Genomic DNA, 22,362 nt, shown 5'->3' on the forward strand with positions numbered 1-22,362 from the left:
ACAACGTTTTGTTAAAGTAAAAAAATAAGAACAAAAAAGGAGGAAGCAACGATGAAAATGATGGATGCGAACGAAATTATTGCGTTTATTCAAAATAGTAAAAAAGCAACTCCGGTTAAAGTATACATAAAAGGAGAGCTTGACGGCATTGACTTTGGTGCTAATGCGAAAACGTTCCTGACCGGAAATACGGGCGTCGTCTTTGGCGAATGGCAGGAAATTAAAGAAGCGTTGGAAGCGAACAAAGAGCGGATTGAAGATTATGTCGTCGAAAACGACCGCCGCAATTCGGCGATTCCGCTCCTTGATTTAAAAGGAATTAAAGCGCGCATCGAGCCGGGTGCAATCATTCGCGACCAAGTGGAAATCGGCGACAACGCGGTCATTATGATGGGAGCAGTGATTAATATTGGGGCTGTCGTCGGCGAAGGAACGATGATTGATATGAATGCGGTGCTTGGCGGGCGAGCAACGGTAGGGAAAAACTGCCACGTTGGAGCAGGTGCCGTATTAGCAGGGGTCATTGAACCGCCTTCTGCAAAACCAGTCATTGTTGAGGACGATGTTGTCATCGGGGCAAACGCCGTCCTTTTAGAAGGAGTAACTGTCGGAAAAGGAGCAGTCGTTGCAGCAGGCGCTGTTGTCATCGAAGACGTGCCTCCTTATACGGTCGTAGCCGGCGTGCCAGCACGCGTCATTAAGCAAATTGACGAGAAAACAAAAGCAAAAACAGAAATTAAGCAAGAACTTCGCCAACTATAAAGCGTGGAAAACTTCCACGCTTTTTGCAAAGGAGAGGGAAAATGAGTCAGTTTGTTGCCATTCGCCGGGAATTGCACAAAATCCCAGAACTAGGGTTCCAAGAAGTGAAAACGCAACGTTATTTATTAGATTATCTCGCGACATTGCCGCAAGAACGGTTAGAAGTGAAAACGTGGCGGACGGGTATTTTCGTTAAAGTGCATGGGATACGTCCGACGAAAACGATCGGGTATCGCGCGGACATCGACGGATTGCCGATTCAAGAAGAAACAGGCGTCCCGTACCGTTCGGAGCATGAAGGGTATATGCATGCATGCGGGCACGATTTTCATATGAGCATTGCGCTTGGAGTATTGACACATTTTGTGCACGAGCCAATTCGTGACGATTTATTGTTTATTTTTCAGCCGGCGGAAGAAGGGCCAGGCGGTGCGCTACCGATGCTTGAAAGTGAAATAATGAAACAATGGTGGCCTGATATGATTGTTGCTTTGCATATTGCCCCAGAATATCCAGTCGGTACAATTGCGACGAAACAAGGGCTGCTTTTTGCGAATACGTCGGAGTTGTTTATTGATTTAAAAGGAAAAGGTGGTCACGCGGCGTTTCCGCATTTAGCGAACGATATGGTTGTAGCAGCATGCTCGCTCGTGACACAGCTGCAGTCTGTCGTTGCGCGAAACGTCGATCCGTTAGATAGCGCTGTGATCACGATCGGTAAAATTACGAGCGGGACGGTACAAAACGTCATCGCCGAACGCGCCCGTTTAGAAGGAACGATTCGCACGTTATCAGTGGAATCGATGCAGAAAGTGAAAGAGCGAATTGAAGCGATCGTGCGTGGAGTCGAAATCGCTTATGGGTGTGAAGCGACGATTGATTACGGTTCGATGTATCACCAAGTCGATAACGATAAAGCATTAACGACCGAATTTATCGAATTTGCCGAGCAATTGTCCAATACGACGGTCGTTCGCTGTAAAGAGGCGATGACGGGAGAAGATTTTGGCTACATGCTTGCGAAAATTCCTGGATTTATGTTTTGGCTTGGTGTCGATTCCCCGTTTGGGTTACACCATGCGCAATTGCTGCCAGACGAACGCGCGATTGATTTCGCAATTTCGCTAGTAACTGCTTATCTTTCATGGAAAGGAAACAATTAGTGTTGCATACTTTCTCCTCTGTTTAGCCACATTATGTAACGGAGGAGGTGGGTGACGATGGCGAAAATCGGTGTCGAACCGTCATTAACGAACGTACAAGTAGCGTTAAAAGAAAGAGGATACGAAGTTGTCCCGCTTCGGCAAGAAAGCGATGCTAAAGGGTGTGACTGTTGTGTCGTGACAGGCCAAGACGTAAACGTCATGGGCATTCAAAACGCGGTCACGAGAGGCGCAGTCATCGATGCAAGCGGGTTAACAGCGGAAGAAATTTGCCAAAAAGTCGAAGCAACCGTTCGATAAAACGAAAAGCGAAGACGACAAAAAAGAGGGTGTCCCAAAAGAAACGGGGCACCCTTTGTTATACCTATATATGTGTACGAAACATCTTTGTGAAACTATATACTGTATCTTCCTTGGAGAAAGTCGACCTTTTGAGTCAGCCCCTTTTATTCATTGCTTACGACTTTTGTTTCAAAGCGGTCAATGTCTTCGTCTGCACCAATCACAATGAGCACATCGCCTTTTCGGATAATTTCTGACGCAAGTGGAGATACAATCACTTGATTGCCTCGTTTAATTGCAACGATATTAATGCCGTAACGCGCACGAATATCAAGCTCTAATAACGAGTGCCCGTCCAGCCGATCGCTTGCGGCAATTTCTACGATACTATGTACATCTGACAGTTCTAAATAGTCGAGAACATTGTTGGAAATAATGCTATGCGCAATGCGCTCACCCATGTCTCGCTCTGGATGCACGACTTGATCGGCGCCGATTTTCTTTAACACTTTTTCATGGTAATCGTTTGTCGCTTTGACCGTAATGTTTTGTACGCCAAGTTCTTTCAAAATTAACGTCGTTAAAATGCTTGCTTGAATGTTGTCACCGATTGCCACAATGACATGGTCGAAATTGCGAATCCCTAAGCTTTTTAGTACCGCTTCGTCCGTAGAGTCTCCGACGACCGCGTGGGAAGCAATCGACGCATATTCATTGACGCGGTCTTCATCAACGTCAATCGCCAATACTTCCATTCCTTGTTCGCTTAGTGTACGGCAAATGCTACCGCCAAAACGACCAAGCCCAATAACCGCAAACTGCTTCTTTTTCACATAAATTCCTCCAGTGCTTCATCTACTATTTTTAATGTAATACGCGGATGCAAAAAAGGCAATGAGAACTGCAAGCCAGTTCCTTTTTATTCCGATCGTTTGTTTTCTTCCAATAGGCGCATAAGGCGGTTTTCTAGCATTGTCATGCTGGTTCCCCCTGCTTGGAAATGGCGGAGCTTTCCTTCCGCATCAAACAAATAATACGAAGGGACATATTGGTTTTCAAACGCTTCTGTAATTTTCCGGTCGTTGTCGACTAAGATCGGTTGAGTAATATCGTGTTCTTCCGCTGTCTGTTTCACGAGTTCGATATGTAAATCGCTCGCTAAACGTGGCATATGTATGGAAACCACATGTAACTCATTTTGAAAGCGGTCGCGAAGTTCATTTACTTGCGGCATCGCTTTTTTGCAAAGATGACAACTTACCGCCCAAAAGTGAATGAGTGTCGGCTTATCTTGTAGCTGCTCTTTTGTCACTTTTCCGTTTAAATAAGCGGTTGCACCGTTTAAATCTGGCATCAACTCACGTAGCTTCATTGTTATCCCCCATGAAAAAGGTCTAACGTTCTGTTAGACCTCGTTTCGATAGATGCTTCCTTGGCTACGCCAAGGATTGTTCTCCGCTTTTCTTTTCTAGCTACGGCTCCTAGCTGCTCGGGTGTCGAATAACCTTCCCCCTCGAGGTGACGAGCACCTCGAGGGGGGAAGAACATTCGCCCCGTCACAGCTGTTCAGTCGCCTCCGCTTTTCTATATTTCCATAATAATCGGCAAAATCATTGGTTTTCGTTTTGTTTTTTCGTATAGGAATGGGGCGAGTGTGTCGGTAATTTCGTTTTTAATTTCGGACCATTGGTTTGTTTTCCGTTCGAGCACTTTTTCGAGATGTTTAGTAATAAGCGCTTGTGCGTCGCTAATTAAATCGCTCGATTCGCGCATATACACAAATCCGCGCGAAATAATGTCTGGCCCAGCGGCGATTTTAAATTCTTTCATATTAATGCTGACAACGACGATGACGAGCCCTTCTTCCGAAAGGATGCGGCGGTCGCGCAAGACGATATTTCCAATATCGCCAATGCCGCTGCCGTCAATATAGACAGAGCCGGACGGAATTTTGCCGACGACGCCTGCTTCTTCGTCACTTAAGCCAAGCACTTCCCCGTTGTCCATAATAAAGCAGTTTTCTTCAGGCACACCGCAGTCCACCGCAAGTTTGGCGTGCATTTTTTGCATTCGATATTCTCCGTGAATCGGCATAAAGTATTTCGGCTTCATGAGGCGAATCATTAGCTTTTGCTCTTCTTGCCCACCGTGACCAGAAGTGTGGATATCGCTTAGCGGTCCGTGAATGACTTCGGCACCAGCGCGATACAACATGTTAATCGTGCGGTTCACACTGACCGTATTTCCCGGAATCGGAGAAGACGAGAACACAACCGTATCGCCAGGGATAATTTGAATTTGGCGGTGCGTCCCATTAGCGATGCGGGATAGTGCCGCCATTGGCTCGCCTTGGCTTCCGGTACATAAAATCGTAATCCGGTTTGCTGGGAGACGATTAATTTGTCCCGCGTCAATAAACGTATCTTTCGGGCATTTAATGTAGCCAAGCTGTTGCCCGATTTCAATTGCTGCTTCCATACTGCGACCGAATACAGCGATTTTGCGGTTATTTAACACCGCTGCTTCCGTTACTTGCTGGAGGCGGTGGATGTTAGAAGCGAACGTCGCAAAAATGATGCGGCCTTGCACTTTTCGGAAAATGTCGTGAATGCTTTCGCCAACGCGGCGTTCCGACATTGTAAAATGCGGGATTTCACTATTTGTACTGTCGGACAATAAACATAGCACGCCTTCTTTTCCGATTTCCGCCATTTTTGTCAAATTCGCAGGCTCCCCGACAGGCGTAAAGTCAAATTTAAAGTCTCCTGTATGCACGATTTGCCCCGCTGGTGTTTTGACAACGATGCCATAGCTATCTGGAATGCTGTGGGTTGTCCGGAAAAACGTCACGGCTGTTTTGGAAAAACGAATGACATCGTCTTCTTTAATTTCGATTAATTTCGTTTGGCTTAATAGCCCGTGCTCTTCTAGTTTATTGCGAATGAGTCCTAACGCAAGTTTCCCACCATAAATGGGAACATTCACTTGGCGAAGCAAATATGGAATGCCGCCAATGTGGTCTTCATGCCCGTGAGTAATAAATACTCCTTTTACTTTCTCGGCGTTTTTCACTAAATAGCTATAATCTGGAATGACGTAATCAATTCCGAGCAATTCATCTTCAGGAAATTTAATTCCAGCATCAATAACAATAATTTCATCTTGAAATTGTACGCCATATGTATTTTTCCCGATTTCACCTAATCCGCCGAGAGCAAATACGCCAACTTGGTTTTCTTTTAAAAATTTCATCATCTAAATCTCCAATACCGAAAAATTTGGGTTTTGTTTTTCATATTCTAAATGAGCACCTTCAAGCGGATGAATGTACTCGATGTTGAAGTTCCGTTCTTTTAGCTTTTGGCGTACATCGCGCTCTGACTGTGCTTCAATATACAACGTTTTCGTTTTTTCTCTCACAGGCACTTCGTTCGCATTCTCTTGGTAAAACACTTTAAAAATCATTACAAAATCTCTCCTTACTGACCGATAATTTCCTTAACTTTTTTATTATATATAAAACAAAGATGTTTTTCATGTTTTTCTTCCTTTTTTCCGTTACGAATATTTGTCTTACCATCTTTGACGAAACGGGGAAGTTTCATTCAAGCAACGTTTTAAAAGAAAGCCCTTCTTCGAACAGAAGGGCTTATGACGCTAGGCGATTGATTTTTTTCGGAGCAAATCTTTCCATTGTTGGAGCAATTTTTTCTTGAGCTTTTTCAACATCTCACATCACTCCCTATTTCTTATTGTACTCATTTCTTGACGAAAGTAAATGTTCTTGTCTTTAGTATATGAATATAAGGCTATGTTTTTCATGGAGAAAGCTGGAACTTGGTTTTATTTGACACCGTTTCTTTTTTCCATTAACGTAATGATGAGGCAATGATTTTTTAATGACAGGTGAGAAAACATGGGGAAAAAAATTGTGTTTTTTGACATCGATGGCACGTTGCTTGACGAGAACAAAGAGTTGCCGCCATCGACCGTCCGAGCAGTGCAGGCGCTAAAAGAGGCAGGGGTGTATGTGGCAATCGCGACAGGAAGGGCGCCGTTTATGTTTTCTGATTTACGAAAGAAGCTAGGGATTCATTCATTTGTTAGTTTTAATGGCCAGTACGTCGTTTTTGAAGGAAACGTCATTTATAAAAATCCGCTCGAGCGCCATAAGCTACATGAGTTGAAAGAAGAAGCCGACGAAAACGGACATCCGCTTGTTTTTATGGATGAAAGCACGATGCGGGCAAGTGTGGAAGACCATCCGTACATTCATGTCAGCATGGGCAGTTTAAAGTTTGCTCATCCGCCGCATGACCCAATATATTATGAAACGCGCGACATTTATCAAGCACTATTGTTTTGTCGACCAGAAGAAGAACACGAATACGTTAGCGCTTACCCGGAGTTTCGTTTCGTGCGTTGGCATAGCGTTTCAACGGATGTGCTGCCAGTCGGCGGTTCAAAGGCGGAAGGAATTCGCAAGCTCATCGAGCGCCTCGGTATGGCGAAAGAAGATGTATATGCCTTCGGTGACGGATTGAACGATATGGAAATGTTGCAGTTTGTCGGCACAGGGGTGGCGATGGGCAATGCAAAAGAGGAAGTGAAACAAGTCGCTGATTTCGTCACAAAGCGCGTCGATGAAGAAGGAATTTTATACGGGCTAAAGCAGCTGGAGCTAATCAAATAAAGAAGGGCACACTCGCCCTTCTTTTTCTCAACGTTCGATAGGGATAGCGTTTTCTGGAACTTTAAACGGATTTTCTTGGTCGATATGGTCATAAAACATAATGCCGTTTAAATGGTCAATCTCATGTTGGAAAACGATAGCAGGGAGCCCCTTTAACCGCAACGTAACCGCTTCGCCTTCGAGTGTCGTACCGGTTACGGTAATACGAGCGTAGCGCGGAACGTAGCCAGGGACGTCGCGGTCAACGGATAAGCATCCTTCTCCGCTTGTTAAATAACACAATTGCACGGAATGACTTACAATTTTCGGATTAAATAATGCATAGCTATATAGCGTCCCTTTTTCATCGCGCACGTGCACAGCAATCATTCGCTTTGACACGTTAATTTGCGGTGCAGCTAATCCAATGCCAGGACGAAGTCCGTACTTCGCTGCTAACTCTGGGTCTTGGCTCATTTTTACATATTCTAACAGACTTCGTAAAATCGCTTCATCTTCGGCAGATGCAGGAAGCGAAACTGGTTCCGCTACTTTTCGCAACGTTGGATGACCTTCTTTAATAATGTCTTTCATTGTAATCATCACCTTTCACTCCTCGTATTAAAGTTAACGAAAGAAGGGACACGGATTGAACGTAGGAAAATATTTATTCGTATTCGTTGTTATTTTACTACAAGCGTGCACAACACCTGAACAACAAATCAATCGGTTATTTGAACAGCTTGGGAAATACGAAACAAATATAAGCGAAAATGAAAACGAACTTGTTCGTCTTGAAAAGAAACAAACAGCTCTTTACAACGATATCATGGCGCTTGGAATGAAACAAGTAGAGGACATAGAAAAACTGGTTAGCGAAGCAGAAGCGCTTATCAAACAAAGAGAGAAGCAGCTTGAAAAAGAGTACAGGAATATCAAAAAAGCTGCCAAACAAATAGAAACAATCAATACATACGCCGATAACCTTCACGATGAAACATTAAAACAACGGTTGCATCAGCTCATTCAAACAGGGAACAAACGGTACGATTCTTATGAAAAACTATACGCTCATTATCATACGGCATTGACCGCCGAAAAAGAACTATACCGCCTTTTCAAGCAGCCAGATGTCACGTTAGCTGAGTTGCAAACACAAATCGGTGAAGTGAATGAGGCGTATGCAAAATTGTTTGCGGCGAACGAGCAATTTAACGAATATACGAAGCAGTATAATCAAGAAAAAAAGCAACTATATAAAATCCTTCCGTAGCAGCCGACTCGACAACTTTTTCTATCATATGTGATATAGTACAGAATATAGTACAGATCTGTTTATATACTATAACAGATCTTTTTTATTTTAAAAACGTACGAATAGTGTAATTTTGAAATATCAAAGTAATTGACGTTAGAAATGAGAAGGTGTAAACTTAAAAATACAAGCGAAAATTGTATTAATTTTTTTTGATTAATCATTGATACAGTTTTTGTTATTGGCGTTTATTGACAACCGATTCACTAAAGCGATTGGCTGTTGTCTTTTTCTCGCGAATTTTGGGCACATTAAAGCTAGAATGACACTCGGTGAACTGACATTTAAATTTTTTAATAGAAGAAAGGTAGAGGTGAAAGGAATGGGTGCAAAAACATCCGTATTTCATGTGAAAGAGCAATTGGAAAAAGTAGCAGAGCAATTCCCGACATTTCAAATTTTAAATGAAGAAGGCGAAATCGTAAACGAAGCAGCGATGCCGGAATTAAGCGATGAGCAATTGAAAGAGTTAATGCGCCGAATGGTATATACGCGCGTGCTTGACCAACGCTCGATTTCGTTAAACCGTCAAGGACGTCTTGGGTTCTACGCACCAACAGCTGGACAAGAAGCGAGCCAGCTTGCGAGCCAATTTGCTTTAGAAAAAGAAGATTTCATTTTGCCGGGATATCGTGATGTGCCGCAAATGATTTGGCACGGACTTCCATTATATCAAGCGTTTTTGTTCTCGCGCGGTCATTTCCATGGCAACCAAATTCCTGAAGGTGTAAACGTATTGCCGCCACAAATTATTATCGGTGCGCAAATCATTCAAGCAGCGGGCGTGGCGTTAGGAATGAAAAAACGCGGAAAAAAAGCGGTGGCGATTACGTACACAGGAGACGGAGGCGCCTCGCAAGGTGATTTTTATGAAGGAATTAACTTTGCCGGTGCATTTAAAGCGCCAGCGATTTTTGTGGTGCAAAACAACCGTTTCGCCATTTCAACGCCAGTCGAAAAACAATCCGCAGCGAAAACAATTGCCCAAAAAGCAGTAGCAGCAGGGATTCCTGGCATTCAAGTCGACGGCATGGATCCGTTAGCAGTATATGTGGCAGTGCGCGAAGCTCGCGAACGCGCGATTAACGGTGAAGGACCGACGCTTATTGAAACGCTTTGCTTCCGTTACGGTCCGCATACGATGGCAGGGGACGACCCGACACGTTATCGCACGAAAGAGTTAGAAAACGAATGGGAGAAAAAAGACCCGATCGTTCGCTTCCGTAAATTTTTAGAGAAAAAAGGATTATGGAGCGAAGAAGAAGAAAATCGCGTCATTGAACAAGCGAAAGAAGATATTAAAGAAGCGATTAAGAAAGCGGACGAAACACCAAAACAAAAAGTGACAGATTTAATGAGCATCATGTACGAAGAGATGCCATTTAACTTAAAAGAACAATATGAAATTTATAAAGAGAAGGAGTCGAAATAAGCATGGCGCAAATGACAATGATTCAAGCAATCACGGATGCGTTGCGCATCGAAATGAAAAACGATCCGAACGTATTAGTGTTTGGGGAAGACGTTGGGGTAAACGGCGGCGTGTTCCGTGCAACAGAAGGGCTACAAGCGGAGTTTGGCGAAGAGCGCGTATTTGATACCCCGCTTGCAGAATCAGGAATCGGCGGTTTGGCAATCGGTCTTGCGCTCCAAGGATTCCGACCTGTTCCGGAAATTCAGTTTTTTGGATTCGTGTATGAAGTCATGGACTCGATTTCTGGACAAATGGCGCGGATGCGCTATCGTTCTGGCGGCCGTTTCCACGCGCCGATTACGATTCGTTCGCCATTTGGTGGGGGCGTGCATACGCCAGAATTGCATGCGGACAGTTTAGAAGGACTTGTTGCGCAACAGCCTGGATTAAAAGTAGTCATTCCATCGACACCGTATGACGCTAAAGGGTTGCTTATTTCTGCGATTCGCGATAACGACCCGGTCATCTTTTTAGAGCATATGAAGCTTTACCGTTCGTTCCGCCAAGAAGTGCCGGAAGGAGAATATACGATTCCAATTGGCAAAGCGGACATTAAACGCGAAGGAAAAGATGTGTCGATTATTACGTACGGAGCGATGGTGCATGAATCGTTGAAAGCAGCAGCAGAGCTTGAAAAAGAAGGCATCTCAGCGGAAGTTGTTGACTTGCGTACTGTACAACCGTTAGACATTGAAACGATTATTGCCTCTGTAGAGAAAACAGGTCGCGCCATTGTTGTGCAAGAAGCGCAAAAACAAGCAGGTATTGCAGCAAACGTCGTCGCAGAAATTAATGAACGGGCGATTCTTAGCCTAGAAGCTCCAGTGTTGCGCGTGGCGGCTCCAGATACAGTATATCCGTTCTCGCAAGCAGAGCCAGTATGGTTGCCAAACTTTAAAGATGTCATCGAAACAGTGAAAAAAGTGATGAGTTTCTAACAAGTGCGTTTATTACGTCAGCTGATCAGCCAAGTAGCATTACTACATTGATCGTTTTTCTGCCGTAGTCGGCAAACGAGCCGTTTGCCGACTTAAATAAATCAACACGGATGAGCGTCTAAAAGTAGGAAGGAGGAAGCTTACTTCCTCCTCCGCATTGCGAAAAAATAGGAGGTCGACAAACAGTGGCGTTTGAATTCAAACTACCAGATATCGGGGAAGGTATTCACGAAGGCGAAATTGTCAAATGGTTCGTGAAACCAGGAGATGAAGTAAATGAAGATGACGTGCTATGCGAAGTGCAAAACGATAAAGCGGTTGTCGAAATTCCTTCTCCTGTCAAAGGGAAAGTATTAGAAATTTTAGTGAATGAAGGAACGGTGGCAACGGTTGGGCAAACGCTTGTAACGTTCGATGCCCCTGGATATGAACATTTAAAATTTAAAGGGCAAGACCATGACGAACCAAAAGCGGAAGAAAGAAAAGAAGAGGCACCAAAACAACCAGAAGCAACACCGACAGCGGTAGATCCGAATCGCCGCGTGATTGCAATGCCTTCTGTGCGCAAATATGCACGCGAAAAAGGAGTCGACATTCGCTTAGTACAAGGAACAGGCAAAAATGGCCGCGTGTTAAAAAGCGATATTGACGCATACTTAGCAGGTAGAGTAGCCGCTACGCCGGCAGTAGAGGCAGCAGAACAACGGGCGGAAGAGCAAGTAGCGCCAAAAGTAGAAGCGAAACCTGCCGCTGCACCAGTTGTGTTAGAAGGCGAGTTCCCAGAAACGCGCGAAAAAATGAGCGGCATCCGCCGTGCGATTGCCAAAGCGATGGTGAACTCGAAACATACAGCGCCACACGTCACATTAATGGATGAAGTAGATGTAACGAAACTTGTTGCGCATCGGAAAAAATTCAAAGAAGTGGCGGCGCAAAAAGGCATCAAACTAACGTTTTTACCATACGTTGTTAAAGCGTTAACGTCTGCGCTTCGCGAATATCCAGCGCTCAACACATCAATTGACGATGCAACAGAAGAAATTATTCATAAACATTACTACAACATCGGCATCGCAGCAGACACGGATAAAGGATTGCTCGTTCCGGTCGTCAAACATGCTGATCGGAAGTCGATTTTTGCGTTAGCAAAAGAAATTAACGAACTTGCGACAAAGGCGCGCGACGGCAAATTAATGCCGAACGAAATGAAAGGGGCGTCCTGCACGATTACAAACATCGGTTCTGCAGGCGGACAATGGTTTACGCCAGTCATTAACCATCCAGAAGTGGCGATTCTTGGCATTGGTCGCATTTCAGAAAAGCCAGTTGTGCGTGACGGAGAAATCGTTATTGCGCCAGTATTAGCGTTATCGTTAAGCTTTGACCATCGCATGATCGACGGTGCAACGGCACAACATGCGTTGAATCATATTAAACGTTTACTAAACGATCCTGAACTATTATTAATGGAGGCGTAATAATTATGGTAGTCGGCGATTTTGCAATTGAAACAGAAACTCTTGTCGTTGGAGCCGGCCCTGGCGGCTATGTGGCAGCAATTCGTGCCGCTCAGTTAGGGCAAAAGGTGACGATTGTTGAAAAAGGCAATCTCGGCGGCGTATGCTTAAACGTTGGCTGCATCCCATCGAAAGCGTTAATTTCGGCAGGTCATCGCTACGAAATGGCAACCCATTCCGAAGACATGGGGATTAAAGCGGAAAACGTAACGGTGGACTTTGCGAAGGTGCAAGAGTGGAAAGCGAGCGTTGTTAAAAAATTGACAGGCGGCGTCGAAGGATTATTAAAAGGAAATAAAGTGGAAATTGTTCGCGGCGAGGCATATTTTGTCGATGCAAATACCGTGCGCGTCATGACAGAAACAAGTGCACAAACGTACAAATTCAAAAACGCCATCATCGCGACTGGTTCCCGTCCAATCGAACTTCCTGCATTTAAGTTCTCAAAGCGCGTTCTTGATTCAACTGGCGCATTAAACTTACCGGAAATCCCGAAATCGCTTGTTGTCATCGGCGGAGGGTATATCGGAACAGAATTAGGGACAGCGTACGCGAACTTTGGGACGAAAGTGACCATTCTTGAAGGTGCAGATGAAATTTTATCCGGCTTTGAAAAACAAATGAGTGCCGTCGTGAAGCGCCGCTTAAAGAAAAAAGGCGTCGAAGTGTTCACAAACGCGCTTGCGAAAGGCGTGGAAGAACGCGAAGATGGCGTAACGGTGACGTTCGAAGTACAAGGGGAAACGAAAACAGTTGATGCACAATATGTGCTTGTCACCGTTGGACGCCGCCCGAATACAGATGAGTTAGGGCTCGAACAAGTCGGTGTGAAAATGACAGAGCGTGGGCTCATCGAAATTGATAAACAATGCCGTACGAGTGTACCGAACATTTATGCAATTGGCGACATCGTTCCAGGGCCGCCGCTTGCCCATAAAGCGTCGTACGAAGGGAAAATCGCGGCGGAAGCAATCGCAGGTCATCCGTCGGAGATGGATTATTTAGCGATTCCAGCGGTTGTGTTCTCAGACCCTGAATGTGCATCGGTCGGTTATTTTGAAAAACAAGCGAAAGAGGAAGGCATTGACGTTACAACAGCAAAATTCCCGTTTGCGGCAAACGGCCGCGCATTGGCACTCAACGATGCGGAAGGCTTTATGAAGCTCGTCGTACGCAAAGACGATGGCGTGATTATCGGGGCACAAATCGTCGGTCCGAACGCATCGGATATGATTGCCGAACTTGGACTTGCGATTGAAGCAGGGATGACAGCAGAAGATATTGCGATGACGATTCATGCGCATCCGACGTTAGGCGAAATCGCGATGGAAGCAGCGGAAGTCGTTCTTGGCAGCCCAATCCATATCATTAAATAAAGAAAAAGGACATCCGGGGGGATGTCCTTTTTTATGACTATTTTCTCTCGTAAAGTCATATGGTTATGGTAAAAAGGAAAAAAGGGGATTCCCAATGAAAGCGTACGTCGTTTTTTTGCTGCAAATGATGATTTGGAGTAGTTTTTCGCTCGTGGAATGGTTATCTGGCCGCGATCGTCCGCTATTTCGTGGAATGTTGCTTTGCATGTTTTTATATTTGGCGTTTTTGCTAGCACGGAAAGTTGGCTTGCGAACGAAAAGAGCGTTATTGACAACATGCGTTACAGCAATTATCTATTTTAGTTGCCAACATTTTGTTTGGGAGTTCATATAAAAAAACGATAGCTTCGGGCTATCGCTTATAATAATACATGATTCTGCCGTTAAATAAATGCAATTCCCCTTCTAATTGTTTTGCAAGAAATTTGCAAAATTCGTTCGCTTTTCCTTTGTCTCCATGCGTAGCGTTGTTTGGAAGCGTTACTTGAATAAATGACGTTTCGTCGTCTTCTGTCTTTTCTTGACCGACCCCAATAATAATTGAATGGTAACGGTCGTTCGTTCCTTTTAAATAAAACCACTGTCCATTTCCGTCTGCCTCTACGATTTGATAAGGAAACGAGGCATTTTCAAATCCCCACCCGAGCTGTTCGCCTGTTTTTTTCATTAGTTGTTGATATGTGTGAAACAGCTCTTTTACTTCTTCTAATGTAATCGTTTTCTTTTTCGATGCTGGTACAAGCTTTATGTATGCATGTGTGGACATTTCGATCACCCCCAACGATATTGTAACATTATCGCAACATTTTTGCTATTGATTCAAAAAGAAATTTGAATTATAATAAAATTCAGTATATTTAAAGGGGGGAGTTTATGAATTTGTTTGAAAAGTTGTATGATGAATACGAAAAAGTGAAAGTGCGGTTCGTTGGCTTTACGACAAAAGATACGCGGTATGATTTTGGGATTGTGTATACGAATATGTTTTTTGGCAAGCCGCTCGTCATTTGTATGCAAACAGGCCGCTCGACTCTCCTCGATCCAAAAGACGTTGAAAACCATGAGTATTTGCAGCGAATTTTCCGAATTGATACGGCCGAGCAGGCAGCAGATTTAGCTGAGTTTTTCTCCGATGTTCTTCCAGCGACGGCGTTGCATCCAGAATATGATTATTAGTGAAGGCAAAAAACGGGCATAACGCCCGTTTTTTGTTGCATTTTTATTTAAATGTGACATACAAATTAATAATTGACAAACAAAATATGATATATTATTATTAAATTAGCCAATCATTAAATCATCATAAAGGGGTTATGGGGATGGGCACAATCGTTTGTCAAACATGCAATTCAACAATTGGGCATTTTGAAGACGAAAAAGTGACAACGCTTTACGGAAAATGTACACAATGTGGTCATGAAGAAGTAGACGAGCGAGAGTAACACGGTTTTTAAACAATGGGGGAAAGGTTTCGATATAATGAAAGCGCATGCAGAACGGGAGCGGCATGTGCTTTTTTTTGCATGAAAACAGGGTGCGTTGGCACCCTGTTATTTAATCGGTTTATGTTCTTTAATCACGCGCAATGTTTGAAGCGTATCGTCCTCCGGACCTTGTACCGGCAAGCCGACTTCGAGGTTTTTCTTAATGTACGCTAAATTTTCTTCTGTAATAATTTCGCCAGGAATAAAAATCGGAATCCCTGGAGGATAGACCATCACAAATTCGGCAATAATTCGTCCGGCAGATTGCTCAAACGGCACGATTTCCGTTTCCGAATAAAACGCATCGCGTGGCGTTAACGCCAGTGCCGGAATGTCAGGAAGCAACACTTTCGGCTTCACACCTGCATCGGCTTGATGGCGATATTGCTCGGATAAATGGCAGAGCGCTTTGACTAATATGTCTGTTTCCTTTTCCGTATCGCCTGGTGTAATAATACATAAAATGTTGTATAAATCGGACAACTCGACTTCAATTTGGTACATTTCCCGAAGCCATTTTTCGACGTCGTACCCGGTTAATCCAAGTTCTTTTACGGAAATAATTAACTTTGTCGGGTCGTAATTGTACGTTGCTTCCGTCCCTAAAATTTCTTTGCCAACGCAGTACAAATGTGGAATTTCATTAATTTTCTCGCGCGTCGCTTCCGCTAGCTGAATCGCTTTTTCGGCAAGGATTCTCCCTTCTGTCGCCAACCGTTTGCGCGCGACGTCAAGCGATGCAAGCAATAAATACGACGTCGATGTCGTTGTTAACATGCTTAAAATTGCTTGGACGCGCTTCGCGGAGACAAGCCCTTCCCGCACGTTCAAAATGGAGCTTTGCGTCATCGAGCCACCTAGTTTATGAACGCTTGTCGCTGCCATATCTGCTCCGGCTTGCATTGCAGAAAGCGGTAGCTTCTCATGGAAATGAATGTGCACCCCGTGTGCTTCATCGACGAGGACAGGCACATGATGGGCATGAGCAATCTCCACAATTTTTTTCAAATCGCCAGCGATGCCAAAGTACGTCGGGTTAATGACGAGCACTCCTTTGGCATCAGGATGTTGCGTTAACGCCTTCTCGACGGATTCTGGTGTAATGCCGTGTGAAATGCCAAGCTCCTTGTCCACCTCTGGATGAATAAAAATAGGCGTAGCGCCAGAAAAAACAATGGCAGACATGACCGACTTATGCACGTTGCGCGGCACGATAATTTTATCGCCAGGACCTGCGACAGACATGACCATCGTCATAATCGCCCCGCTCGTTCCTTGCACGGAAAAAAACGTATAGTCGGCGCCGAACGCTTCTGCGGCTAGTTCTTGCGCGCGTTTAATCATCCCTTTTGGTTGATGCAAATCATCTAAAGGACCGATGTTGATTAAATCGATGGCTAACGCATTTTCACCGATGAACTCACGAAAATCGGGATCCATTCCTGCTCCTTTTTTATGGCCAGGAATGTGAAATTGAATCGGATTTTTTTTCATATGTTCTAACAGCCCAGTAAACAACGGTGTCTCAAACTGTGACAATGCTCCCTCACACCTCTTTTTGCATAAAAATAAAACAAATGCATTATAGCACTTATTTCACCGTTTGCAAAGAATCATTTTTCAACAGGCGTGTTGATTAACCAATAAAAACCAGTTGACATCGCTCTATTTCTAGCTTTTCTGCCTTAGTCGGCAAGCGAACCGCTTGCCGACTGGGCATGCGCACAGCATGCCCTCCTCGAACAATGCACGCTTTGCGGGCAAATGTCATTTGCCCGCCGGCGTTCTTGTTCGAGGGAAGAGGCAGAAAAGCTTATGTTCAGTCATATGATTCTGTGTTTTTTTAGTAAAATAATGGATAATCAACACCCGTGATTTTTCAATTATGTTTTAGGCAATGTTTAATGGGGAAAAACTTTTCCGCTCGATACGCAGGAAATGAGGCAAGTATTCTCGAAACATATTATACTTATACATAGGGGGTGTGACAAATGGATTGGAAAACGAGAGTGACAGAGTTATTACGGATTGACTATCCGATTATTCAAGGTGGGCTTGCGTATTTAGCATATGCAGAGCTAGCAGCAGCCGTCTCGAACGCAGGCGGATTAGGGCAAATTACGGCAATGTCGCTATCGACACCAGAGGCGTTGCGTGAAGAAATTCGAAAAGTGCGCGAGAAAACCGACCGACCGTTCGGCGTGAACTTTGCGATTGGGCAACACGGACGACCGTTTTCCCATATGCTTGAAGTGGCGATTGAAGAAAAAGTGCCGGTCGTCTCGGTGACAGGAGGAAATCCTGCCCCGTTTTTTGAGCAGTTAAAAGGAGTAGATGTTAAAAAGCTTGTACTTGTCGCGGCTGTCCGCCAAGCGGTAAAAGCAGAAGAGCTAGGGGCAGATGCGGTGATGGTCGTCGGGCAAGAAGGAGGAGGACATTTAGGAAAATACGATATCGGAACGTTTGTACTGATTCCGAAAGTTGTTGATTCTGTATCGATTCCGGTGATTGCTTCTGGCGGCATTGGAGACGGCAGAGGGCTAATGGCGGCATTAGCGCTCGGTGCGGAAGGCATCGAAATGGGCACACGTTTTATTGCAACGCAAGAATGTGTACATGCCCATCCGCTGTACAAAGAGTTGCTTGTAAAAGGATCGGAAAACGATACCGTTGTTATTAAGCGAAGTTTAGGAGCGCCAGGAAGAGCGATTGCGAACGAGTGGACGGAAAAAATTTTACAAATGGAACAACAAGGTGGAACGTACGAACAATTAAAAGAATACATTAGCGGGGAAGCGAACCGTCGCTTTATTTATGACGGGAAAACGAACGAAGGATTTGCGTGGGCCGGACAAGTGATGGGCTTAATTCATGATGTGCCGACCGTTGCCGAATTATTTGCCCGCATGGTGAAAGAGGCGGAACAAATTCGCAAACGCTGGGCAAACTAATGGCGGAGGTGATTTAGTGTACTCGTACCCGTTTTCTTACGATTGGACAACGCAAGAAATTATTGATGTGATTAAGTTTTTTGAAGCGGTCGAAACGGTTTATGAACACGGAATGGAACGTGAGCAGTTAATGAATATGTACCGTCGATTTAAAGAAATCGTTCCGAGCAAAAGCGAAGAGAAAAAATGGTGTGATGAATTTGAAAAAACGAGCGGCTACTCGTCCTATCGCGTCGTGAAAAAAGCGAAAGAAGCAAAAAATGGCGAGTGGATTCAGATGAACGAAAAAAATTAGACGAATGCACAAATTTGTTGCATAGCCCCCTTTCCTTACATAATATATATAAACACTATCAGAAAATTTTGTGATTTTCCAAAAGAAAGGGAAAGGGGTGCTTCTGTTAATGAAAAAAACAGTCAATTCAGTCAAACGGACAGACGGCGAAAAGCGGATGGCAGTTCTCAAGCTTGAGTTAGATTATGAGTTGGCAACCCTTTATGATGCGATGATGGAAAATGATGAAGAGAAGAAAAAAGAGTGCAAGCGAAAATTAGAAAAGTTACGTCAAGAACTGATGCGTCTTCAGCTATAAAGAAAGCGAACTGGCGAACCATATGATACGGTTCGTTTTTTCTTGCAGAATGTGCCAACTTGCACTATTCTAATGTATATTCGTACATAACAAATTATGATGATTTTTTTCGATAGGAGTTGGAAAAATGAATTGGGAACAAATCGACGAATGTGCCCGAGCATGGTTGAAAGAAGCTGGATCCCGCATTTGTGAAACGTTTGCGCAGCAATTGACGATACAAACGAAATCGAATCGGAAAGACTTAGTGACTAACGTGGACAAAGAAACGGAGCAGTTTTTCATTGAGCACATAAAAAATACTTTTCCACAACATCGCGTGCTTGGCGAAGAAGGGTTTGGCGATGATATAGGAGCATTAGATGGGACGGTGTGGATTATCGACCCGATTGATGGGACGATGAATTTTATTCACCAACAACGAAATTTTGCCATTTCGATCGGCATTTTTCATGATGGCGTCGGTCAACTTGGCTATATTTACGATGTTGTGCATGACGAACTATATTCGGCACAAAAAGGAAAGGGCGCGTATGTAAACGATTCTCCGCTTCCGCGGTTGCAGCCGGTATCTGTTTCCGAAGCGATTATTTCCTTAAATACAACGTGGGTGATTGACAATGCCCGCATTGACCCATCTAGACTAACACCGCTTGTGAAAGCAGTGCGTGGGACGCGGTCATACGGTTCAGCAGCGCTCGAAATGGCATATGTTGCCGCGGGAAGGTTAGATGCGTACATGACGATGCGGTTGTCGCCGTGGGATTTTGCCGGTGGGCTTATCATTGTCGAGGAAGTTGGCGGCGTGGTGACAAATATTTATGGTGAACCACTTCAATTGCTTGAACAAAACTCGGTGTTAGTCGCCAAACCAGGGCTTCATGAACAAATTGTAAAGCAATATATTCGAAAATAAAATCGGGACAAGCGTTCCATGTCCCGATTATAACATACCTTTTTCACGCATCCGTTTTTTCGTGATGAATCCGATTCCCATAATAAGCACAAAAGCAACAATTGAAAGGATAATGCCGATTGTAATTTGTTCGGCAATAAAAATCCCGATGGCCATAATCGATGAAGCAGCCAAAATCGCAAACAACAAAAACACGGGCTGAATCGATTTCATGAAAATCCCCTTTCTCGTCTTCTCTTTTCCTTTTTCAGTTTACAGGAAAACATTCCGCTTTTCTATCCTCTTTATGATATAATAAACGAGCAATTTACGTATAGGAGTTGAATGAAGTGAAACGGCGAGAAGATCTTCGAAATATTGCAATTATCGCCCATGTCGACCATGGCAAAACAACGTTAGTCGATCAGTTGTTGCGCCAATCAGGGACGTTTCGTGCAAATGAACAAGTACAAGAACGGGCGCTTGACCGCAATGATTTAGAAAGAGAACGTGGCATTACTATTTTGGCGAAAAACACCGCGATTCATTATAAAGATGCGCGCATTAACATTTTAGACACGCCTGGGCATGCCGATTTTGGTGGAGAAGTAGAACGGATTATGCGATTAGTGGATGGGGTGTTGCTTGTTGTCGATGCGTACGAAGGGTGCATGCCGCAGACGCGCTTCGTGCTGAAAAAAGCGCTCGAGCAGCAGTTGACGCCGATTGTCGTTGTCAATAAAATCGACCGCGAATTTGCTCGTCCGGAAGAAGTCGTCGATGAAGTCATTGATTTATTTATTGAACTAGGGGCAACAGAAGAGCAGCTAGAGTTTCCGGTCGTTTACGCTTCTGCATTGAACGGGACGGCAAGCTTAGACCCGCACCGGCAAGAAAGCGATATGACGGTACTATTTGAAACGATTATGGAGCACATTCCTGCTCCTGTTGATAACCGCACTGAGCCGCTGCAATTCCAAGTGGCGCTGCTTGATTATAACGACTATGTCGGTCGAATTGGGATTGGGCGTGTGTTTCGCGGCACGATTAAAGTCGGCCAACAAGTGGCGTTAATGAAGTTAGATGGATCGGTGAAAACGTTCCGCGTTACGAAGCTATTTGGCTTCATCGGATTAAAGCGCATCGAAATTACTGAAGCAGAAGCAGGCGATATTATTGCTGTTTCGGGAATGGAAGACATTAACGTCGGGGAAACGGTATGCCCGATTGAGCAGCAAGAGGCGTTACCAGCGTTACGAATTGATGAACCGACGTTAAAAATGACATTTTTAGTGAATAATAGCCCGTTTGCTGGTCGCGAAGGAAAATACGTCACCGCTCGTAAAATCGAAGAACGGCTTCGCACACAGCTTGAGACAGACGTGAGTTTACGCGTCGAACCGACCGAGTCGCCGGACGCGTGGATTGTTTCGGGGCGCGGGGAATTGCATTTATCGATTTTAATCGAAAATATGCGGCGTGAAGGGTTTGAGCTGCAAGTATCCAAACCGGAAGTCATTATGAAGGAGGTAGATGGGGTGCTTTGTGAGCCGATGGAGCGCGTGCAAATTGACATCCCAGAAGAGTATACAGGAGCGATTATGGAGTCGCTCGGTATGCGTAAAGGGGAAATGGTCGATATGCTCCATCAAGAAAATGGACAAGTCCGCCTTATTTTCCTAGTGCCAGCACGCGGGTTAATCGGCTATCGCACGGAATTTATGTCGTTGACGCGCGGGTACGGGATTTTAAACCATTCGTTTGACCATTACGCGCCAGTGCAAAAAGGGCTTGTCGGCGGACGACGCCAAGGAGTGCTTATTTCGCTGGAAACGGGCAAGGCGACTGCCTATGGAATTATGCAAGTGGAAGACCGCGGCACGATTTTTGTGGAGCCAGGAACAGAAGTGTATGAAGGAATGATTGTTGGCGAGCATACGCGCGAAAACGATTTAGTCGTAAACATTTGCAAAGTCAAACACGCGACAAATATTCGTTCGGCGACAAAAGAGCAGACGGTGACGATGAAAAAGCCGCGCATTATGACGCTGGAAGAAGCGCTTGAATATTTAAATGACGATGAATATTGCGAAGTGACGCCGCAATCGATTCGCTTGCGCAAGAAAATTTTAGATAAAAACGAGCGTGAGAAGCTAGCGAAGAAAAAGAAAGCGGCGGAACAGGCGAAATAAGGGGGAGATAATATGTTAGAGCGGCTTTCCTTCTTTGCCTCGCTGTACGGGGTGCATACGAACCCGAAGCAAGGCATGTGGCTGTTGTATGTTACAGTGCTCATTTTATCCGCCATTGTATATCGGCTTGGGTTTGCGAAAAAACTGCCGGTATTAAAAAACGTCATCATTTACGTGCTCTTGGCGTTAGGCTGTACCATTTTAACATTTTTTGCTGTCTTTTTGCCTATTGCGGAAGGGTTAGTAGTCGCCGCGCTTATTTTGACGATTTATAAAATTCGACTACATCAAGCGAAAAAACAAGATGCAAATAAAGGGGCTAATTAATTAGACAAATCTTTTTTGCCGTAGTCCACGCATACAAGCATAAAATAAGGTGGTGGTGGAGTGAAGTCATTGCAAGACGCCCTTTATAACTGGTTGACGATTCACGTCGTTGCTGAGGCGCGACCGAATGATACGGCAGCGCAAGAAACGGTTGCTTTTTTCCGCGCTATTTTACAAACGGACTTTCACGTTACAGACATAAACGTCGTGAAAGAGGAATCGATGTATACCGTTCACTATAAAAAAGAAGACGAGTGGAAAACGGCGCGCTTTCCGGTAGAATTGATTGACGTTATGCTTGAACAAATCGAGCGCGAGCCTGAGAAATATGGATAATAAAATTAACCAAATAAATAAAAATAATTAAAAATTTTTATAAAAATAGTTATTTTTAATCTGGCAATATGTTATCATCATATTG

The 22,362-nt window shown here is 44.4% G+C and carries 28 protein-coding genes; 19 read left to right on the forward strand and 9 right to left on the reverse strand.

Annotation, left to right across the window (positions count from 1 at the left end; translation table 11 throughout):
* Nucleotides 1-51: 51 nt before the first annotated feature.
* From dapD to GGR02_RS12980, 3 genes are read left to right on the forward strand one after another with little or no spacing between them, the layout of a single operon-like run.
* A complete protein-coding gene (gene dapD / locus GGR02_RS12970) occupies nt 52-762 on the forward strand; it encodes a 2,3,4,5-tetrahydropyridine-2,6-dicarboxylate N-acetyltransferase (protein ID WP_183185453.1) in 711 nt (236 codons plus the stop codon).
* A 41-nt stretch (nt 763-803) separates the two neighbouring features.
* Nucleotides 804-1,925, forward strand: coding sequence for an N-acetyldiaminopimelate deacetylase (locus GGR02_RS12975; protein WP_183185454.1), 1,122 nt, complete (start codon nt 804-806; stop codon nt 1,923-1,925).
* Between the two features lie 57 nt (nt 1,926-1,982).
* Nucleotides 1,983-2,225, forward strand: a complete 243-nt coding sequence (locus GGR02_RS12980; RefSeq protein ID WP_183185455.1) for a YkuS family protein — start codon at nt 1,983-1,985, stop codon at nt 2,223-2,225.
* Between the two features lie 146 nt (nt 2,226-2,371).
* On the opposite strand, the gene GGR02_RS12985 is transcribed toward GGR02_RS12980, so the two are convergent.
* The 4 genes from GGR02_RS12985 to GGR02_RS13000 form a co-directional block, all read right to left on the reverse strand.
* The gene (locus GGR02_RS12985) at nt 2,372-3,040 is read right to left on the reverse strand and encodes a potassium channel family protein (RefSeq protein WP_183185456.1); all 669 of its coding nucleotides are present in this window, start codon (nt 3,038-3,040) and stop codon (nt 2,372-2,374) included.
* Nucleotides 3,041-3,126: 86 nt separating this feature from the next.
* Entirely contained in the window at nt 3,127-3,579 is a 453-nt protein-coding gene (locus GGR02_RS12990) for a TlpA family protein disulfide reductase (RefSeq protein WP_183185457.1), read from the reverse strand.
* 212 nt (nt 3,580-3,791) lie between these two features.
* Complete coding sequence (gene rnjA / locus GGR02_RS12995) at nt 3,792-5,459, reverse strand: ribonuclease J1 (protein ID WP_183185458.1); 1,668 nt, start codon at nt 5,457-5,459, stop codon at nt 3,792-3,794.
* Nucleotides 5,460-5,462: 3 nt separating this feature from the next.
* Nucleotides 5,463-5,672 carry a DNA-dependent RNA polymerase subunit epsilon gene (locus GGR02_RS13000; protein WP_183185459.1) on the reverse strand — a complete coding sequence of 70 codons (210 nt, stop codon included), beginning with the start codon at nt 5,670-5,672 and terminating at the stop codon, nt 5,463-5,465.
* 451 nt (nt 5,673-6,123) lie between these two features.
* Here GGR02_RS13000 and GGR02_RS13005 point away from each other — a divergent pair, with 451 nt between their 5' ends.
* Nucleotides 6,124-6,900: a Cof-type HAD-IIB family hydrolase gene (locus GGR02_RS13005; RefSeq protein WP_183185460.1), complete on the forward strand. Its 777-nt coding sequence runs from the start codon at nt 6,124-6,126 to the stop codon at nt 6,898-6,900.
* A 27-nt stretch (nt 6,901-6,927) separates the two neighbouring features.
* Here the strand turns inward: GGR02_RS13005 and def are convergent, their stop codons facing one another.
* The gene (gene def, locus GGR02_RS13010) at nt 6,928-7,482 is read right to left on the reverse strand and encodes a peptide deformylase (RefSeq protein ID WP_183185461.1); all 555 of its coding nucleotides are present in this window, start codon (nt 7,480-7,482) and stop codon (nt 6,928-6,930) included.
* A gap of 46 nt (nt 7,483-7,528) precedes the next feature.
* Here def and GGR02_RS13015 point away from each other — a divergent pair, with 46 nt between their 5' ends.
* From GGR02_RS13015 to GGR02_RS13040, 6 genes are all read left to right on the forward strand, one after another.
* A complete protein-coding gene (locus tag GGR02_RS13015; protein WP_183185462.1) occupies nt 7,529-8,152 on the forward strand; it encodes a YkyA family protein in 624 nt (207 codons plus the stop codon).
* A gap of 364 nt (nt 8,153-8,516) precedes the next feature.
* Nucleotides 8,517-9,626, forward strand: coding sequence for a pyruvate dehydrogenase (acetyl-transferring) E1 component subunit alpha (pdhA, locus tag GGR02_RS13020; protein ID WP_066323454.1), 1,110 nt, complete (start codon nt 8,517-8,519; stop codon nt 9,624-9,626).
* A 2-nt stretch (nt 9,627-9,628) separates the two neighbouring features.
* Entirely contained in the window at nt 9,629-10,606 is a 978-nt protein-coding gene (locus tag GGR02_RS13025; protein ID WP_183185463.1) for an alpha-ketoacid dehydrogenase subunit beta, read from the forward strand.
* Nucleotides 10,607-10,791: 185 nt separating this feature from the next.
* A complete protein-coding gene (locus GGR02_RS13030; protein ID WP_183185464.1) occupies nt 10,792-12,084 on the forward strand; it encodes a dihydrolipoamide acetyltransferase family protein in 1,293 nt (430 codons plus the stop codon).
* 5 nt (nt 12,085-12,089) lie between these two features.
* Entirely contained in the window at nt 12,090-13,499 is a 1,410-nt protein-coding gene (lpdA, locus tag GGR02_RS13035; protein WP_183185465.1) for a dihydrolipoyl dehydrogenase, read from the forward strand.
* Nucleotides 13,500-13,593: 94 nt separating this feature from the next.
* A complete protein-coding gene (locus tag GGR02_RS13040; RefSeq protein ID WP_183185466.1) occupies nt 13,594-13,833 on the forward strand; it encodes a hypothetical protein in 240 nt (79 codons plus the stop codon).
* Nucleotides 13,834-13,851: 18 nt separating this feature from the next.
* On the opposite strand, the gene GGR02_RS13045 is transcribed toward GGR02_RS13040, so the two are convergent.
* A complete protein-coding gene (locus GGR02_RS13045; RefSeq protein ID WP_183185467.1) occupies nt 13,852-14,265 on the reverse strand; it encodes a DUF1885 family protein in 414 nt (137 codons plus the stop codon).
* Between the two features lie 107 nt (nt 14,266-14,372).
* Here GGR02_RS13045 and GGR02_RS13050 point away from each other — a divergent pair, with 107 nt between their 5' ends.
* Together GGR02_RS13050 and GGR02_RS13055 are read left to right on the forward strand one after the other, a co-directional pair.
* Nucleotides 14,373-14,675 (forward strand): DUF3055 domain-containing protein, encoded by a 303-nt coding sequence (locus GGR02_RS13050; protein ID WP_183185468.1) that lies wholly within the window; start codon nt 14,373-14,375, stop codon nt 14,673-14,675.
* A 143-nt stretch (nt 14,676-14,818) separates the two neighbouring features.
* On the forward strand, nt 14,819-14,941 hold the full coding sequence (locus GGR02_RS13055) for a GapA-binding peptide SR1P (RefSeq protein WP_183185469.1): 123 nt from the start codon (nt 14,819-14,821) through the stop codon (nt 14,939-14,941).
* A gap of 108 nt (nt 14,942-15,049) precedes the next feature.
* Here the strand turns inward: GGR02_RS13055 and GGR02_RS13060 are convergent, their stop codons facing one another.
* Both GGR02_RS13060 and GGR02_RS17635 read right to left on the reverse strand, forming a co-directional pair.
* On the reverse strand, nt 15,050-16,522 hold the full coding sequence (locus GGR02_RS13060) for an aminotransferase class I/II-fold pyridoxal phosphate-dependent enzyme (RefSeq protein WP_183185470.1): 1,473 nt from the start codon (nt 16,520-16,522) through the stop codon (nt 15,050-15,052).
* Between the two features lie 97 nt (nt 16,523-16,619).
* The gene (locus GGR02_RS17635; RefSeq protein WP_260175119.1) at nt 16,620-16,754 is read right to left on the reverse strand and encodes a hypothetical protein; all 135 of its coding nucleotides are present in this window, start codon (nt 16,752-16,754) and stop codon (nt 16,620-16,622) included.
* Between the two features lie 220 nt (nt 16,755-16,974).
* On the opposite strand from GGR02_RS17635, the gene GGR02_RS13065 reads away from it, so the two are divergent.
* From GGR02_RS13065 to GGR02_RS13080, 4 genes are all read left to right on the forward strand, one after another.
* Complete coding sequence (locus GGR02_RS13065) at nt 16,975-17,934, forward strand: NAD(P)H-dependent flavin oxidoreductase (protein WP_183185471.1); 960 nt, start codon at nt 16,975-16,977, stop codon at nt 17,932-17,934.
* A gap of 16 nt (nt 17,935-17,950) precedes the next feature.
* A complete protein-coding gene (locus GGR02_RS13070; RefSeq protein ID WP_183185472.1) occupies nt 17,951-18,229 on the forward strand; it encodes a UPF0223 family protein in 279 nt (92 codons plus the stop codon).
* A gap of 109 nt (nt 18,230-18,338) precedes the next feature.
* Nucleotides 18,339-18,527, forward strand: coding sequence for a hypothetical protein (locus GGR02_RS13075; protein WP_066323466.1), 189 nt, complete (start codon nt 18,339-18,341; stop codon nt 18,525-18,527).
* Between the two features lie 127 nt (nt 18,528-18,654).
* Entirely contained in the window at nt 18,655-19,443 is a 789-nt protein-coding gene (locus GGR02_RS13080; protein WP_183185473.1) for an inositol monophosphatase family protein, read from the forward strand.
* Between the two features lie 27 nt (nt 19,444-19,470).
* On the opposite strand, the gene GGR02_RS13085 is transcribed toward GGR02_RS13080, so the two are convergent.
* Nucleotides 19,471-19,656, reverse strand: a complete 186-nt coding sequence (locus tag GGR02_RS13085; RefSeq protein WP_183185474.1) for a YlaF family protein — start codon at nt 19,654-19,656, stop codon at nt 19,471-19,473.
* Nucleotides 19,657-19,772: 116 nt separating this feature from the next.
* Here GGR02_RS13085 and typA point away from each other — a divergent pair, with 116 nt between their 5' ends.
* The 3 genes from typA to GGR02_RS13100 are packed head-to-tail and all read left to right on the forward strand — an operon-like array spanning nt 19,773 to nt 22,277.
* Nucleotides 19,773-21,614 carry a translational GTPase TypA gene (gene typA / locus GGR02_RS13090; protein ID WP_183185475.1) on the forward strand — a complete coding sequence of 614 codons (1,842 nt, stop codon included), beginning with the start codon at nt 19,773-19,775 and terminating at the stop codon, nt 21,612-21,614.
* Between the two features lie 12 nt (nt 21,615-21,626).
* Nucleotides 21,627-21,941 carry a YlaH-like family protein gene (locus GGR02_RS13095; RefSeq protein WP_183185476.1) on the forward strand — a complete coding sequence of 105 codons (315 nt, stop codon included), beginning with the start codon at nt 21,627-21,629 and terminating at the stop codon, nt 21,939-21,941.
* A gap of 60 nt (nt 21,942-22,001) precedes the next feature.
* Complete coding sequence (locus GGR02_RS13100; protein ID WP_183185477.1) at nt 22,002-22,277, forward strand: hypothetical protein; 276 nt, start codon at nt 22,002-22,004, stop codon at nt 22,275-22,277.
* Nucleotides 22,278-22,362 lie beyond the last annotated feature (85 nt).

The sequence above is a fragment of the Anoxybacteroides voinovskiense genome, from assembly GCF_014196205.1.
Lineage (GTDB): Bacteria > Bacillota > Bacilli > Bacillales > Anoxybacillaceae > Anoxybacteroides > Anoxybacteroides voinovskiense.

Bases quoted from the DNA above. Each gene is read 5' to 3' on its own strand.
- dapD (WP_183185453.1), top strand. From the start codon at position 52: ATGAAAATGATGGATGCGAACGAAATTATTGCGTTTATTCAAAATAGT.
- GGR02_RS12975 (WP_183185454.1), top strand. From the start codon at position 804: ATGAGTCAGTTTGTTGCCATTCGCCGGGAATTGCACAAAATCCCAGAA.
- GGR02_RS12980 (WP_183185455.1), top strand. From the start codon at position 1,983: ATGGCGAAAATCGGTGTCGAACCGTCATTAACGAACGTACAAGTAGCG.
- GGR02_RS12990 (WP_183185457.1), bottom strand. From the start codon at position 3,579: ATGAAGCTACGTGAGTTGATGCCAGATTTAAACGGTGCAACCGCTTAT.
- rnjA (WP_183185458.1), bottom strand. From the start codon at position 5,459: ATGAAATTTTTAAAAGAAAACCAAGTTGGCGTATTTGCTCTCGGCGGA.
- GGR02_RS13000 (WP_183185459.1), bottom strand. From the start codon at position 5,672: ATGATTTTTAAAGTGTTTTACCAAGAGAATGCGAACGAAGTGCCTGTG.
- GGR02_RS13005 (WP_183185460.1), top strand. From the start codon at position 6,124: ATGGGGAAAAAAATTGTGTTTTTTGACATCGATGGCACGTTGCTTGAC.
- def (WP_183185461.1), bottom strand. From the start codon at position 7,482: ATGATTACAATGAAAGACATTATTAAAGAAGGTCATCCAACGTTGCGA.
- pdhA (WP_066323454.1), top strand. From the start codon at position 8,517: ATGGGTGCAAAAACATCCGTATTTCATGTGAAAGAGCAATTGGAAAAA.
- GGR02_RS13025 (WP_183185463.1), top strand. From the start codon at position 9,629: ATGGCGCAAATGACAATGATTCAAGCAATCACGGATGCGTTGCGCATC.
- lpdA (WP_183185465.1), top strand. From the start codon at position 12,090: ATGGTAGTCGGCGATTTTGCAATTGAAACAGAAACTCTTGTCGTTGGA.
- GGR02_RS13040 (WP_183185466.1), top strand. From the start codon at position 13,594: ATGAAAGCGTACGTCGTTTTTTTGCTGCAAATGATGATTTGGAGTAGT.
- GGR02_RS13045 (WP_183185467.1), bottom strand. From the start codon at position 14,265: ATGTCCACACATGCATACATAAAGCTTGTACCAGCATCGAAAAAGAAA.
- GGR02_RS13050 (WP_183185468.1), top strand. From the start codon at position 14,373: ATGAATTTGTTTGAAAAGTTGTATGATGAATACGAAAAAGTGAAAGTG.
- GGR02_RS13055 (WP_183185469.1), top strand. From the start codon at position 14,819: ATGGGCACAATCGTTTGTCAAACATGCAATTCAACAATTGGGCATTTT.
- GGR02_RS17635 (WP_260175119.1), bottom strand. From the start codon at position 16,754: ATGACATTTGCCCGCAAAGCGTGCATTGTTCGAGGAGGGCATGCTGTG.
- GGR02_RS13065 (WP_183185471.1), top strand. From the start codon at position 16,975: ATGGATTGGAAAACGAGAGTGACAGAGTTATTACGGATTGACTATCCG.
- GGR02_RS13075 (WP_066323466.1), top strand. From the start codon at position 18,339: ATGAAAAAAACAGTCAATTCAGTCAAACGGACAGACGGCGAAAAGCGG.
- GGR02_RS13080 (WP_183185473.1), top strand. From the start codon at position 18,655: ATGAATTGGGAACAAATCGACGAATGTGCCCGAGCATGGTTGAAAGAA.
- GGR02_RS13085 (WP_183185474.1), bottom strand. From the start codon at position 19,656: ATGAAATCGATTCAGCCCGTGTTTTTGTTGTTTGCGATTTTGGCTGCT.
- GGR02_RS13095 (WP_183185476.1), top strand. From the start codon at position 21,627: ATGTTAGAGCGGCTTTCCTTCTTTGCCTCGCTGTACGGGGTGCATACG.